Annotated in this window: 1 protein-coding gene; it reads left to right on the forward strand. The window is 74.5% G+C overall.

Going from position 1 to position 16,136, the window contains the following annotated elements; all coding sequences use genetic code 11:
• Positions 1-109 precede the first annotated feature (109 nt).
• Positions 110-16,096 (forward strand): type I polyketide synthase, encoded by a 15,987-nt coding sequence (locus BLQ73_RS33945; protein WP_093170093.1) that lies wholly within the window; start codon positions 110-112, stop codon positions 16,094-16,096.
• Positions 16,097-16,136 lie beyond the last annotated feature (40 nt).

Below are 16,136 nucleotides of genomic sequence, written 5' to 3' on the forward strand. Positions count from 1 at the left end.
GCAGTCCCCGATGACCACACTGAGCGGGGACACGGCTCGGATCCGACGTCAGTCGTCTGCATGAGTCCACCGACACCCCCGGCATCCCACCCGAGAGGTTGGCATCCTCATGTCGAACGAGGCGAAGCTCCGCGACTATCTAAAGCGCGCGATCGCGGACCTTCACGAGACGCGCGAGCATCTGCGAGAGGTGAGCGGGAAATCCCGCGAACCGATCGCCGTCGTCGGCATGGCGTGCCGCTACCCCGGCGGCGTACGGTCACCGCAGCAGTTGTGGGATCTTGTCCGCGACGGCGTCGACGCCGTGTCGGGCTTCCCCGCCGACCGAGGCTGGGACCTCGACACCGTGTTCCCCCCGGGAGCCGCCTACACGCGGGAAAGCGGATTCCTCCACGACGCCGACGCGTTCGACGCCGACTTCTTCGGCATCTCGCCGCGTGAGGCGCTGGCGATGGACCCGCAGCAGCGGCTGCTGCTGGAGACCGCCTGGGAGGCGGTCGAGCGGGCGGGCATCCCGCCCGCGACGCTGACGGGCACGCATACCGGGGTGTTCATCGGCGCCGGCCACGGAGGATACGACGCGGCGTGTTCCGCCTCCGGACGGCCGGCGCCCGACGAGGTCGCCGGCCATGTGCTGACCGGCAACACCGTCAGTGTGGCCTCCGGCCGTATCTCCTACGTGCTGGGGCTGGAGGGCCCTGCCCTCACCGTCGACACGGCGTGTTCGTCGTCGCTGGTGGCGCTGCACCTTGCGGTGCAGTCGCTGCGGCGCGGCGAGTGCTCGCTGGCGCTGGCGGGTGGGGTGACGGTGATGTCGACGCCGCAGATGTTCGCGGAGTTCGCCCGGCAGGGCGGGCTCGCCCCCGACGGGAGGTGCAAGCCGTTCGCGGCGGCGGCCGACGGCACCGCGTGGAGCGAAGGTGTCGGGGTGCTGCTGGTGGAGCGTCTGTCGGACGCCCTCCGCCACGGCCGCACGGTGCTGGCGGTGGTGCGGGGCAGCGCGGTCAACCAGGACGGAGCGTCGAACGGGCTGACCGCGCCGAACGGGCCGTCGCAGCAGCGGGTCATCCGCAGCGCCCTGGCCGACGCGGGCCTGACGGCCGCCGAGGTCGACGCGGTGGAGGCGCACGGCACGGGCACCAGGCTGGGCGACCCGATCGAGGCGCAGGCTCTGCTGGCGACGTACGGCCAGGGCCGGGAACGGCCTCTCCTGCTGGGGTCGGTCAAGTCGAACCTGGGCCACACCCAGGCCGCCGCCGGGGTCGCCGGCGTCATCACGGTGATCGGGGCGATGCGGTACGGCACGCTGCCGCGGACACTGCATCTGGACGAGCCGACCCCGCACGTCGACTGGTCGGCGGGGGCGGTCGAGCTGCTGGCCGAACCGGTGGAGTGGCCCGATACGGGCCGCCCGCGGCGGGCCGCCGTCTCGTCCTTCGGGGTGAGCGGAACAAACGCCCACATCATCCTCGAACAGCCGCCCGGCAGCGCTCCTGCCCCGGACGCCTCCGATACCGCCCCAGACGCTTCGGATACCGCTGCGGACCGTGAGGTGATCGCGGTGCCGTGCCTGGTATCGGCGAAGAGTGAGGCCGCTCTCCGTGCCCAGGCCGCGCGGTTGGCCGAGCACCTCAGGGCGCGGAGCTCGGGCGACACGGCCGAGCCGGAATCCCGGCGGGGTCCGGCTCCCGTGGACGTCGCCTACTCCTTGGCGACCACGCGGACTCCCCTGGAGCACCGGGCCGCGGTGGTCGCCGCCGATCGGGAGAGTCTGCTGAGCGGCCTCGACGCCCTCGCTCAAGGCGAGGTCTCCGGCGTCTCCGGCGTCTCCGGCGTCTCCGGCGTCTCCGCCGGCAAGGGACCCGTGGCGTTTCTCTTTTCGGGGCAGGGGTCGCAGCGGCTGGGGATGGGCCGGGGGCTGTATGAGCGGTTCCCGGTGTTCGCGTCCGTTTTCGATGAGGTGTGCGGGCTGCTGCCGGGTGTGCGGGAGGTGGTGTGGGGGGAGGACGCGGGGCTGCTGGATCGGACGGTTCATGCGCAGGCCGGGTTGTTCGCGGTCGAGGTCTCCCTGTTTCGGCTGGTGGAGTCGTGGGGTGTACGGCCGGACCTGGTGGCCGGGCATTCGATCGGCGAGGTGGCGGCGGCGCATGTGGCCGGGGTGTTCTCGCTTGAGGACGCGTGTGTGCTGGTGGGGGCGCGTAGCCGGTTGATGGACGCGCTTCCGGCGGGCGGGGCGATGGCGGCTCTTCAGGCTACCGAGGAGGAGGTGCTGTCCGAGCTCGGCCGGGATGACGGTGTGGCCGTGGCGGCGGTGAACGGGCCGACGTCGGTGGTGGTGTCGGGTGTGTCGGAGGCGGTCGAACGGGTCCGGCGGCATTTCGAGGAACTGGGGAGGAAGACATCCCGGCTGCGGGTGTCGCACGCGTTCCATTCGCCGTTGATGGACCCGATGCTGGACGGGTTCCGGGCGGTTGTCGAGGGGCTGTCCTTCAGCGCCCCGGAGATCCCGCTGGTGTCGCATGTGACCGGCGGCCTGGCCGATCCCGTGGCGGTGGCGACGCCCGATTACTGGGTGGGGCATGTGCGGGACACCGTACGGTTCGCCGACGGCCTGCGTGCCATGGCGGGACACGGCGTGACGCGCCTCCTTGAGCTGGGCCCCGACGGAGTGCTGTGCGCGTTGGTCGGGGAGACGTTGGACGGTGCTGCGGCCGTACCCGCGTTGCGCAAGGGCAGGGCGGAGGAGCGGGCCGTCGTCGAGGCGGTGGGGCGCATGGCCGCATGGGGGGTCGGCGTCGACTGGGCCGCGTTCTTCGCGGGCACCGGAGCCCGCCGCGTGGAGCTTCCCACCTATGCCTTCCAGCGTCGGCGGTTCTGGATGCGGGCCGCCGAGACCGGCTCAACGCCTACGGCGGACGATCCTGTGGAGGCGGCGTTCTGGGAGGCGGTGGAGCGGGGGGACCTGGGGGCGGCGTCCGCGGTACTGGGTGTTGAGGGGGAGCAGGCGCGGGACTCCCTCGACGGGTTGCTCCCCGTGCTGGCGGCGTGGCGAGAGCGGCGGCGGGTGAGCTCGGCCGTCGACAGGTGGGGTTACCGGGTGACGTGGGCGGCGGTGCCGGACGGCGACGGCCACGTGTCGCCCGGCCGCTGGTTGGCGGTGGTGCCGGACTGCGCCGCCGGCGACGAAGGCGTGAAGGCACTGCTCGACGGCCTGATGGCACTGGGCATGCGGATTGAGCGTGTCGAGGTGCCGGACGGCGGCGACGCCGCGCGGACGGCCGACCAGGCGGGCGACGCATCGGTCGCGGGGGTTCTGTCGTTCCTCGCCTTGGACGAGCGGGCCCACCCCGACTTCCCCTCGGTGCCGCGTGGGCTGGCCGCGACGGTCGACCTCCTGCGCTGCGGGCTTCCCGGTCGGCTGTGGTGTGTGACGAGGGGCGCGGTGTCGGTGGAGCGTCCGGCCGAGGTGGCGGGCGCCGTACAGGCGCAGGTGTGGGGGGCGGGGCGCGTCGCCGCGCTGGAGCAGCCGCACCGCTGGGGCGGGCTGATCGACCTTCCTGCGGCCGTCGACGGCAGGACCGTGTCCCGGGTGGCCGGGGTTCTGGCCGCTCACGAGGAGGACCAGGTCGCGGTGCGGGAGTCGGGGGTGTTCGCCCGGCGCCTCGCGCGGACGAGCGCGCACGGTGACGCGCCGTGGTCGGCTCCGCGTGGAACGGTGCTGGTCACGGGCGGTACGGGTGCCCTCGGCCGGCGTGTCGCCCGCTGGCTGGCCGAGGCCGGTGCCGACCACCTGCTGCTGGTCGGCAGGCGGGGCCCTGAGGCCGAGGGGGCGGACGAGTTGACGTCGGAACTCTCCGCCTTGGGCGTGAAGGTGACCGTGGCGGCGTGTGACGTGGCAGACGAGGACGCGTTGGCGGGTCTGCTCGCCTCGGTCCCGGCCGACATGCCGTTGACGGGTGTCGTGCATGCGGCGGGCGTTCTGGGCGACGGGGTTCTGGAATCCCTGACGGTCGAACGTTTCGAGGCCGTGCTGCGGGCCAAGGCGCAAGCCGCGTCGAACCTCCACCGCCTGACGCGCGACCGCGCACTGTCGATGTTCGTGCTGTTCTCCTCGATCAGCGGGGTGCTGGGCAACGCCGGGCAGGCCAACTATGCGGCGGCCAACGCCTATCTCGACGCTCTTGCCGTACGGCGGCGCGCACAGGGGTTGCCCGCGACGTCGGTGGCGTGGGGCGCGTGGGCCGGTGGCGGCATGGCCGCGGGCCGGTCCACGAACAGTGACACGAACAGTGACGCGAACAGGGCCGCGAGCAGGGCCGCGGGCGGTCGGGCGCGGGGTGATGGTGTGGTGCCGATGGCGCCCGACCTGGCCGTCGCCGCGTTGCGGCAGGCGCTCGCGCGCGACGAGACGTGCGTGACAATCGCCGACGTGGACTGGGACGCCTTCGCGCCCGCGTTCACTTCGGTCCGTCCGAGCCCCCTGCTGAGCGGCCTTCCGGGCGTACGGCACAGCCGACCCGAAGACGATCGCCCCGCCGTGTCGGCGCTGCGCGACCGCCTGGCGGGGCTGGCGCCGTCCGAGCAGGAGCGCCTCCTGGCCGAAACCCTCCGCACGGAGGTGGCCCGCGTCCTCGGGCACACCTTCTCGGCCGCCGTCGACGTCAACCGGGCGTTCCGCGAGCTCGGGTTCGACTCCCTGACCGCGGTGGAGCTGCGCAACAGGCTGATCGCGATGACCGGTCTCCCCCTGCCCGCCACACTGCTGTTCGACCACCCGACCACCGCCTCGGTCGCGCGGCACCTCCGCGACGGGCTGCTCGGCGAGGCGTCCGGCGGGTCGCGCGGCGGCCTGGATGCCCCCGCGCCGGTCGCGGAGGCGGGCCACGCCGGTGAACCGATCGCGATCACTGCCATGGCCTGCCGCCTCCCCGGAGGGGTGAGCACACCCGAGGAGTTCTGGGAGCTGCTGGCCGGCGGGGTCGACGGTCTGACCGCCTTCCCCGAGGAGCGGGGCTGGGACCTGGAGGGCCTCTACAACCCCGACCCCGACCACCACGGCACCAGCTATGTGCGGGAAGGCGGGTTCGTCGACGGTCTCGCGGGATTCGACGCCGACCTCTTCGGCATCTCGCCGCGGGAGGCCCTGGCGATGGATCCGCAGCAGCGGCTGCTGCTGGAGGCCGCCTGGGAGACGCTGGAGCGGGCCGGTATCGCGCCCGACGCGCTGCGCGGCACCGCCACCGGTGTGTTCGTCGGGTCGAACTTTCAGGACTACCAGACTCTGCTGGACGGCGTCCGCGACGACGTCTCCGGCCATCTGCTGACCGGCAGCGCCGCGAGCGTGATCTCCGGCCGGGTGTCGTACGCGTTCGGCTTCGAAGGTCCTGCGGTGACGGTGGACACGGCGTGTTCGTCGTCGCTGGTGGCGCTGCACCTTGCGGTGCAGTCGCTGCGGCGCGGCGAGTGCTCGCTGGCGCTGGCGGGCGGGGTGACGGTGATGTCGACGCCGCGTGTCTTCGTGGAGTTCTCGCGGCAGCGGGGCCTCGCGGCCGACGGGCGGTGCAAGCCGTTCGCGGCGGCGGCCGACGGCACGGGCTGGGCCGAGGGCGTGGGGCTGGTGCTGGTGGAGCGCCTGTCGGACGCCCTCCGCCACGGCCGCACGGTGCTGGCGGTGGTGCGGGGCAGCGCGGTCAACCAGGACGGAGCGTCGAACGGGCTGACCGCGCCGAACGGGCCGTCGCAGCAGCGGGTCATCCGCAGCGCCCTGGCCGACGCGGGCCTGACGGCCGCCGAGGTGGACGCGGTGGAGGCGCACGGCACGGGCACCAGGCTGGGCGACCCGATCGAGGCGCAGGCTCTGCTGGCGACGTACGGCCAGGGCCGGGAACGGCCTCTCCTGCTGGGGTCGGTCAAGTCGAACCTGGGCCACACGCAGGCCGCCGCCGGGGTCGCCGGGGTGATGAAGATGGTGCTCGCCATGCGGCACGGCACGCTGCCGCCGAGCCTGCACATCGACGAGCCGACGCCGCACGTCGACTGGTCGGCGGGGGCGGTCGAGCTCCTGTCCGAGGCAGGGCCGTGGCCCCGGGCGGACCGCCCGTGGCGGGCCGGCGTGTCGTCGTTCGGCATCAGTGGCACCAACGCTCACGTGATTTTGGAGGCGGGCACCGGCCTCGCCGAGTCGGGCCGTCGCCGGGGCGCCGGGCCAGGCCCTCAGGAGATGGCCGAGCCTGGCGTTGAGCCGGTCGCCGGGCCGGGCGGCGAAGGCGTGGAACACGGGGACGCGCCGCTGCCGTGGGTGCTGTCGGCCAAGACGCCGGAGGCGTTGCGGGCACAGGCCGCGCGGCTCGCCGCGCATGTGCGGGCCGCGCAAGCGCGGGGGGAGGCCGACCTCGCCGGCGGGGAGCCGTACCTCGCCGGGGAGGGGCACAACGCGGAGCCCGGCCTTGCCGATGTGGCCCGCACGCTGGCGACGGCGCGGGCCGCGCTGGAGCACCGGGCGACGGTGGTGGCGTCCGACCGCGAGGGTTTCCTCGACGGGCTCGACGCCCTGGCGCGGGGGCAGGCGGCGCCCGGTTTGAGGGAGGGGGCGGTCGCCGGCGGCGGGACGGTGTTCGTGTTCCCCGGCCAGGGGTCGCAGTGGGCCGGGATGGCGCTGGACCTCCTCGACTCGTCCCCGGTCTTCGCCGGGCGTGTGGGCGAGTGCGCCGCCGCGCTCGCGCCGTACGTCGACTGGTCGCTCCTCGATGTGCTGCGCGGGGCGTCCGGCGCCCCGCCGCTCGAACGGGTCGACGTGGTGCAGCCGGTGCTGTTCGCGGTGATGGTGTCGCTGGCAGAGCTCTGGCGGGCGGCGGGTGTCGTGCCGGATGCGGTGGTGGGGCACTCCCAGGGCGAGATCGCCGCCGCCTGTGTCGCGGGAGCGCTCTGTTTGCCGGACGCGGCGCGCGTGGTGGCGCTGCGCAGCAAGGCTTTGACCGCGCTGTCGGGTCTCGGCGGGATGGTGTCGATCGCGCTGCCGGTGGCGGAGGCGCGGGAGCTGCTGCGCCCGTGGGAGGGCCGAGTGTCGGTGGCGGCTGTCAACGGGCCGGGGTCGGTCGTGGTGTCGGGCGATTCGGAGGCCCTCGACGAGCTGGTGGCCGTGTGCGAATGCGACGAGATCCGGGTGCGCAGGGTGCCGGTGGACTACGCATCGCATTCGGTTCATGTGGAGCGCATCGAACGGGATCTGATGTCCGCGCTCGCGCCTGTCGCCCCGATATCGGCGGGGATCCCGTTCTATTCCACGGTCACCGGCACACCGATCGATACCGTCGGCCTCGACGCGGCCTACTGGTATCGCAACCTGCGCGAGCCCGTCGAGTTCGAGCGGGCCACCCGCGCGCTGCTCGGCGACGGCTACCGCGTGTTCATCGAGGTCAGCCCGCATCCCGTCGTGACGACCGGTGTTCAGGAGACCGTCGAGGACAGCGGGCTGCCCGCCGCCGCCTGCGGCACGCTCCGCCGCGACGAGGGGGATCTGCGGCGTTTCCTCCTTTCGTTCGCCGACGCCCGCAACCACGGCGCCCGCGTCGACTGGGACGTCTTCTTCGCCGGTACGGCGGCACCCCCCGTTGAGCTGCCGACCTACGCGTTCCAGCGCAAGCCGTACTGGCCGGTGCCGTCGTCGGTGGGGGCGGGAGGTGTCGCGGCGGCGGGCCTCGGGGTGTTCGACCACCCGCTGCTGGGCGCGTCGGTACGGCTCGCGCCGGGCGACGGGCTCATCGCGACGGCGCGCTGGTCGCTGCGCGGCCACCCGTGGCTGGCCGACCACACGGTGTCGGGGGTGGTGGTCGTGCCGGGCGCGGCGCTGGTGGAGGCGGCGATCCGGGCCGGTGACGAGTTCGGCTGCGGACGGGTCGAGGAGTTGGTGTTGGAGGCGCCCATCGTGGTGCCGCCGGGTGGCGGGCTCCAGGTGCAGGTCGCGGTCGGCGGTCCGGACGAGGCGGGGCTGCGTCCGGTATCGGTGCATACGCGGCTCGACGACGACCGGCCGTGGGTGCGGAACGCCACCGGGACGCTCGGGCGACCCCGGCCCGGCGGGTCAGCGGATCTCGGCGCGTGGCCGCCCGCCGGGGCCCGGCCCGTCGCGTCCGGCGACGGCCTCTACACGGGGCTGCGGGACCGCGGCTACGGATTCGGCCCGCTGTTCCAGGGGGTCCGGGCGGCCTGGACCGTCGGCGACGACGTGTACGCCGAGGTGGCCCTGCCGGAACCGGGCCGTAAGGACGCCGGACATTTCGGGCTCCACCCCGCCTTGCTCGACGCCGCCCTCCACGCCGCTCTGGCCACCCCGCTCGGTGCCGGCGACGGCCTGCCCTTCTCCTGGACGGGTGTCTCACTGCACGCCGCCGGGGCCGCCTCTCTGCGCGTACGGCTATCGCCTGCCGGGCCCGGCGCCCTCTCGGCCACGCTGGCCGATCAGACCGGCCGGCTCGTCGCCACGGTCGACCGGATCGCCATGCGGCCGTTCGCGGCCCACGCCCTCGACACCGCCCCGCCCATCGTCCGGGACGCGCTGTTCCACCTGGAATGGCCCGTCGCGAGTGCGGCCGTGTCGTCCGCGGAGGGGGCCTCCGGCCGCTGGGCCGCCGTCGGGGCCCTCCCCGCCGGAGCCACGGAGGCCCTCGCCGAGAGCGGCGCCACCCTGGACGCCCTGGACGCCCTGGACGCCGTGGCCGACGGGCTGGGGCATGGGGTCACCCTGATCGCGGGCTTCGAGCATGCCGAGCCGTCTGAGCCGTCTGAGCCGTCTGAGCCGTCTGAGTCGTCTGAGCTGTCCGATTCGTCTGATCGGTCCGGGGCTGAGGTGGCCGCTCCCGCGGCCACCTACGCGCTTCTCGACCGCCTGCTCGCCCCTCTGCGCACCTGGCTTTCGTCCGCCGAAAGCCCGTCCGGCGACGGCTCCGGCCAAGGCTCCGGTGAAGACCCTGGTGAAGGCCGCGAGCCCGCGAGGCTTGTCGTGGTGACGCGGGGCGCGGTCGCGGCCCGCGCGGGGGAAGGCGTGGCCGACCTGGCGGGGGCCGCGCTGTGGGGGCTGGTCCGTACGGCGCAGACCGAGCACCCCGGCCGGATCGTCCTGGTGGACGTCGACGGCGGCCCGGCCTCGTGGCGGGCGCTGCCGACCGCGATCGACGCGGGAGAACCCCAGATCGCGCTCCGGCACGGCGTCGTCCACGTGCCGCGGCTGGCCCGGACCTACGCCTCGGACGCACTCCGCGAGCCCGACCGGCCCGACGCGCGAGCCCAGGCCGACACGCGAACCCGGCCGGATGACGAGCCGGCGCGGCCCGACACACGGACCCATGCCGACATGCCGTGGCGGCTCGACGTCGACGGGAAAGGCACCCTCGACAACCTGGTCCTGACGCCGTGCCCGGAGGCCGCCGCGCCGCTGGAGGCGGGCCAGGTGCGCCTCGCCGTACGGGCCGCCGGGCTGAACTTCCGCGACGTGTTGAACGCGCTCGGCATGTATCCGGGGGAGGCGCGGCACCTCGGCTCGGAGGCGGCGGGCGTCGTGGTCGAGGTCGGACCCGGCGTGGCGGGGTTCGCGCCGGGCGACCGGGTGATGGGCATGGTGCCCGGCGGCATCGGCCCACTGGCCGTGACCGACCGCAGGCTGCTGGCGCGCATACCGCGAGGCTGGACGTTCGCGCAGGCCGCCACGGCGCCGGTGGCGTTCCTCACCGCCTACTACGCCCTGCGCGACCTGGCCGATGTGACGGAAGGCGAGGCCGTGCTCGTGCACGCCGCCGCCGGAGGCGTCGGCATGGCCGCCACGCAGCTCGCCCGCCTGTGGGGCGCCGAGGTGTACGGCACCGCCGGCGAACCCAAACACGCCTTCCTCCAGGCCGGCGGCTGGCCGGCCGAGCGGCTGGCCTCCTCGCGCTCGCTCGACTTCGAAGGCCGCATCCGCGCGGCCACCGGAGGGCGCGGCGTCGACGTGGTCCTGAACTCCCTCGCCGGGGACTACGTCGACGCCTCGCTGCGCCTGCTGCGTCCCCGCGGCCGGCTCGTCGAGATGGGCAAGACCGACGTCCGCTCACCTGAGCGGGTGGCGCGGGACCACCCGGACGTGACCTACCGCGCCTTCGACCTCCAGGAGGCCGGGCACGACCGCATCCAGCAGATGCTGGCCGGCCTGGTCGCCCTGTTCGACCGCGGCGACCTGCACCCTTTGCCCGTCACCGCCTGGGACGTACGGCACAGCCGACACGCCTTCCGCCACATGGCCAACGCCGAGCACATCGGCAAGATCGCACTCACCGTGCCCCGCCCCTGGGACCCCGAAGGCACGGTCCTGATCACGGGCGGGACCGGCGCGCTGGGCGGCGCGCTGGCCCGGCACCTGGTGGCCGAGCGCGGTGCACGCCACCTGCTGCTCGTCGGCCGCCGCGGCCTGTCCGCCCCCGGCGCGGAGGCGCTCCGCGACGAGCTGGCCGGGCTGGGAGCCCGTGTCACCGTCACCGCGTGCGACGCCGCCGATCGGGTGGCGCTGGCCGAGGTGCTGACCGCCGTACCGGCCGAGCATCCGCTGACCGCCGTCGTGCACGCGGCCGGCGTGCTGGACGACGGCGTGATCGGCGCGCTCACGCCGGAACGGCTGGGGGCGGTCCTGCGTCCCAAGGCCGACGCGGCGTGGAACCTGCACGAGCTGACGCGTGACGCGGACCTGGCGGACTTCGTGCTGTACTCGTCGGCGGCGGGCGTGTTCGGTGGGGCGGGCCAGGGCAACTACGCCGCCGCCAACGCCTTCCTCGACGGTCTGGCCCAGCAGCGCCGCGCCTGTGGGCTGCCCGCGACCTCCGTCGCGTGGGGCCTGTGGGCAAGGGCGAGCGCGATGACCGGTCATGTGGTCGGGGCGGGGGCGACGCGGGAACGGCACGGCGGGGCCAGGCCGCTCGCCACCGAGGACGGGCTGGCGCTGTTCGACGCGGCGGTCGCGGAGCGGCGGGCGCTGCTGGTGGCGGTGCCGTACGAGGCGGCGGCGCTGCGGTCGCGCGACCCGGCCGATGTGCCGCCGCTGCTGCGCGGGCTGGTCCGGGGCGCTGCGCGGCGCGCCGCCGCGACCTCCTCCGGCGAGGGGGGACTGCGGTCGAGCCTCGCCGGGCTGCCGGCCGATGAGCGCCGCGCCCGCCTGCTCGACCTGGTGACGAGCTGCGCGGCGGCCGTCCTGGGCCACTCCGGCACCGAGCCGATCCATCCTCGGCGGGCGTTCCGCGACCTCGGTTTCGACTCGCTGACCGCGGTCGAACTCCGCAACAGGCTCGGCGCGGCGAGCGGGCTGCGGCTGCCCGCCACCCTCGTCTTCGACCATCCCACGCCACTCGAACTGGCCGACTATCTCACCGGCCACCTCGCCGCTCATCCCGGCGCGCATCTGCCGGACAGGCGGTCGGCGCCGCTGGACGGCGGGTCCGGCGCGGGCGGCGGGGCCGCCGGCGAACCGATCGCGATCGTCGGCATGGCGTGCCGGCTTCCCGGCGGCGTACGCTCCCCGGACGACCTGTGGGACCTGCTGGCCTCCGGCGGCGACGCCGTCGCCGGGTTCCCCGCCGACCGGGGCTGGGATCTCGCCCGGCTGTACGACGCGGTGACCGACCCCGACGCGCCGAAGCCGTGGGAGGGCGGGTTCCTCGACGGCGCGGCCGAGTTCGACGCCGACTTCTTCGGCATCGGCCCCCACGAGGCCACGGCGATGGACCCGCAGCAGCGGCTGCTGCTGGAGACCGCGTGGGAGGCCGTCGAGCGGGCGGGGATCGACCCGAGGTCGCTGCGCGGCAGCCGTACGGGGGTGTTCGCGGGGCTGTCGTCCGCCGACTACCTGGCGCGAGGGGCCGAGATCCCCGAGGAGATAGCGCCCTATGTCGGCAATGGGAATGCCGCGAGTGTGGTGTCCGGCCGGGTCGCCTACACGCTCGGCCTGGAGGGCCCGGCGGTCACCGTCGACACCGCCTGCTCCTCGTCGCTGGTGGCGCTGCACATGGCGGTGCAGGCGCTGCGGCAGGGCGACTGCACGCTGGCGCTGGCCGGCGGCGTCACCGTCATGACCTCCTCCCGGGTCATCGTCGAATACGCCCGCCAGCGCGCGCTCGCCGCCGACGGTCGCTGCAAGGCGTTCGCCGCGTCGGCCGATGGCACCGGGTTCTCCGAAGGCGCCGGCCTCCTCGTCGTCGAACGGCTCTCCGACGCCCGCAGGCATGGCCATCCGGTGCTCGCGCTGGTGCGCGGCACCGCGGTCAACCAGGACGGCGCGAGCAACGGCCTGTCGGCCCCGAACGGCCCGTCGCAGCAGCGGGTGGTCCGCGCCGCCCTTGCCAACGCCGGGCTGGCGCAGTCCGACGTCGACGCCGTCGAGGCCCACGGCACGGGCACAAGGCTCGGCGACCCGATCGAGGCCCAGGCGCTGCTGGCGGTCTACGGGCAGGAGCGGGAGCACCCGCTGCTGGTCGGGTCGGTGAAGTCCAACCTGGGCCACACCCAGGCCGCCGCCGGCGTCGCAGGCATGATCAAGATGGTGCTGGCGATGCGGCACGGCACTCTGCCAAAGAGCCTGCACATCGACGCCCCCACCCCCCACGTGGACTGGTCGGCGGGAGCCGTACGGCTGCTCGCCGACCCCGCCCCCTGGCCGCCCACCGGGCGTCCGGCCCGGGCGGGCGTCTCCTCGTTCGGCGTCAGCGGCACCAACGCCCACATCATCGTGGAGCAGGCCGCGGAACCCGAACCCTCAGGCCCTCCCGCCGCCACGCCGCCCACGCCGCCCGCGCTGCCGTGGCCGCTGTCCGCGCGCAGCGCGCGTGCCCTCCGCGGACAGGCCGAGGCGCTCCTGGCCCACCTCGACACTCCGTACGGCACCGCCACCTCACCCCTCGACCTCGCCGCCTCGCTCGCCACCCGGCGGGCGGCCCTCGAACACCGGGCGGTCGTCGTCGGCACCGACACCGGCGACCTGCGGGCCGGCCTGCGCGCCCTCGCGGCCGGAGCCCCCGCCCCCGGAGTCGTCCACGGCGGCCCCCACGGCTGCCACGCGGCGGGACGCGACCGCCGGGTCGTGCTGGTGTTCCCCGGGCAGGGCTCCCAGTGGCCCGGCATGGGCGCCGAGCTGCTCGACTCCTTCCCGGTCTTCGCCGACCGCTTCGCCGAGTGCGAGCGGGCGCTGGCGCCGTACCTCGACTGGTCGCCGCGGGCCGTGCTGCGGGGGGAACCGGACGCGCCCGCGCTGGACCGGGTCGACGTCGCCCAGCCCGTGCTGTGGGCGTTCATGGTCGCCATGGCCGAGCTGTGGCGCGCCTACGGCGTCGAACCCGCCGCTGTGCTCGGCCACTCCCAAGGGGAGATCGCCGCCGCCTGCGTGGCGGGCGCGCTGACGATCGGCGACGCCGCGAAAGTCGTGGCGCTGCGCAGCCAGGCCATCGCGCGGGGGCTGTCCGGCGGGCCGTCCAGCGGGGGCGGCATGGCGTCGGTCACGGCGAGCCGCGCCGACGTGCTCACCCGCCTCGCGCCGTGGGGCGAGGCGATCTCCGTCGCCGCCGTCAACGGGCCCTCCTCCATCGTCGTCTCCGGCGACTCCGACGCGCTCGACGAACTGCTCGCCGCCTGCGCCGAGGACGGTGTCAGGGCCAAGAGGATCCCCGTGGACTACGCCTCGCATTCGGCGCAGGTCGAACGCATCCGCGACACCGTCCTCGACGACCTGGCGGGGCTCGACACGCAGGAGAGCCGCGTCCCGTTCTTCTCCACGCTCACCGGGGAGTGGCTCGGCGACACGCCGCTCGACGCCGACTACTGGTATGAGAACCTGCGCCGCGCCGTACGGCTGGAGGACGCCCTGCGGGCCTTGCTGCGCCACGGGTGCGACGTGTTCATCGAGGTCGGCGCCCACCCGGTCCTCGCGACCGGCATCGAGGACACCGCAGACGACGTCGAGGCCGACGCGGTGGTGCTCGGCTCCGTACGGCGCGGCGACGGCGGGCCCGTGCGGTTCCTCACCTCGCTGGCCGAGGCACATGTGCACGGCGTGAACGTGGACTGGCGCGCCGCCGTCGAGGGAGGCCGCCACGTCGACCTGCCGACTTACGCCTTCCAGCGGGAACGGTACTGGCTTGAGGCGCCCGCGGCCGGCGACGACGACCTCTTCCAGGTCGCGTGGGTCCCCGTCGGAGAGGCCGCCGACGGCGGGCCGTGGACCGCGCTGCCGTCGATGTCGCTCGACCGGCTGCCCCCCGACGGCTACGGCGGCACCGTCGTGCTGCGCCTCTCCGACAGTGCCGGCCTCGGCAGTGGTGGCCCCGACGGCGACGATCCTGACGGTGGCGGCCCTGACGGTGGCGGCGCGGAGGTGCGCCACGCCGTACGCCGCGCCCTGGAGTTCGTCCAGGCGTGGCTGCGCGACGGCCGCGTCACCTCGTCGCGGCTGGCGCTCGTCACCCGCGGCGCGGTGGCCGCCGCGCCGCACGACCGGGTCGAGGACCTGGCGGGGGCCGCGGTGTGGGGGCTGATCCGGTCGGCCCAGTCCGAGCACCCGGACCGGTTCCTGCTCGTCGACGTCGACGGAGACGAACGCTCAGAGGCGGCCCTCCCCGCGGCGATCGGTATCCGGGGCGAACCCCAACTCGCCATCCGCGCCGGAGCTGCCACCGCGCCGAGGCTCCGCCGTGCCGAACCGGGAGGCGGCACGCCCGCGTGGGGGTGGGACGCCCACAGCGGCGACGCCCACGGCGGCGGCACCGTGCTCATCACCGGCGGCACCGGAGCGCTCGGCGGCCTGCTCGCCCGGCACCTCGTGACGCGCCACGGTGTACGCCACCTCGTGCTCACCGGCAGAAGAGGACTCGCCGCGCCCGGTGCCGAAGCACTCCGCGACGAACTGGCCGCCGCGGGCGCCCACGTCACCGTCGCGGCCTGTGACGCGGCGGACCGCGACCGCCTCGCCGACGTGCTCGGTGCCATCCCCGCCGAACACCCGCTGACCGCCGTCGTGCACGCCGCAGGCGTGCTGCACGACGGACTGCTGGACACCCTCACCCCCGACCAGGTCGACCACGTCATGCGGCCCAAAGCCGACGCGGCGTGGAACCTGCACGAGCTGACCCGCGACATGGACCTGTCGGCGTTCGTCCTGTTCTCCTCGTTCGCCGGGGTCGCCGGAGGCATGGCGCAGGCCAACTACGCGGCGGCCAATGCCTACCTGGACGCCCTCGCCTGCCACCGCCACGCTCTCGATCTTCCCGCCGTGTCCCTGGCGTGGGGCTACTGGGAGCAGCCGGGCGGGATGACAGCCACCCTCGACCGTACGGATATCGCACGCTTCGCCCGCTCCGGCATGCTGCCTCTCACCGCGGAACGGGGACTCGCCCTCCTGGACTCCGCCGTCCGCCACGCCGGCCCCCTGCTGGTGCCGGTCCGGCTCGACCTGCGGACCGCCGCCCTGCGAGCCGCCGACGGCACGGCACCGGCCCTGCTGCGCGATCTCGCCGTACGGCACACGCCGGCACCCCGTGCCGCAGCCCCCGCCGCAGCCGCCGTGGCCGGCAACGACCTCACGGCACAACTGGACGGATTGAACCCGGCGAAACAGGAGAAACTCCTGCTCCGCCTGGTCGTCGGCCACGCGGCCACCGTGCTCGGACACGACTCGCCCGACGCCGTCGACAAGGACCGCGGTTTCCTGGACCTCGGTATCTCCTCACTGACCGCCGTCGAACTCCGCAACCGGCTCAACTCCGACACCGGGACCCGGCTCCCCACCACGGCCATCTTCGACCATCCGACCCCGGCGGCCCTCGCCCACCACCTGCGGACCCGGCTCTGCACACAGACCGCACCCCCGGTCTTCGCCGAACTCGACGACCTCGAAGCGGCCGTCGCCACAGCCGACCTGGACACCGAGGCGCGCAGTCGGCTGATCACCCGGCTGAAGACCCTCCAATGGAGACTCGACCCCGCCGGCGAGGACCAGCCTCACCCCAACGGCGCCGCCGCAGGCGACGTCGACCTCACCGCCGCAGGTGACGACGAGATGTTCGACCTCATCGACAAGGAACTCGGCCTCGCCTGACCGAGCCCGGCCGACCACCCCACACATCCATCCCGAACAG

Origin of the sequence: Sinosporangium album (genome assembly GCF_900100605.1) — a bacterium.
GTDB classification, from domain to species: Bacteria; Actinomycetota; Actinomycetes; order Streptosporangiales; family Streptosporangiaceae; genus Sinosporangium; species Sinosporangium album.

Coding starts and splice junctions, on each gene's coding strand:
- BLQ73_RS33945 (WP_093170093.1), top strand. CDS start 110: ATGTCGAACGAGGCGAAGCTCCGCGACTATCTAAAGCGCGCGATCGCG.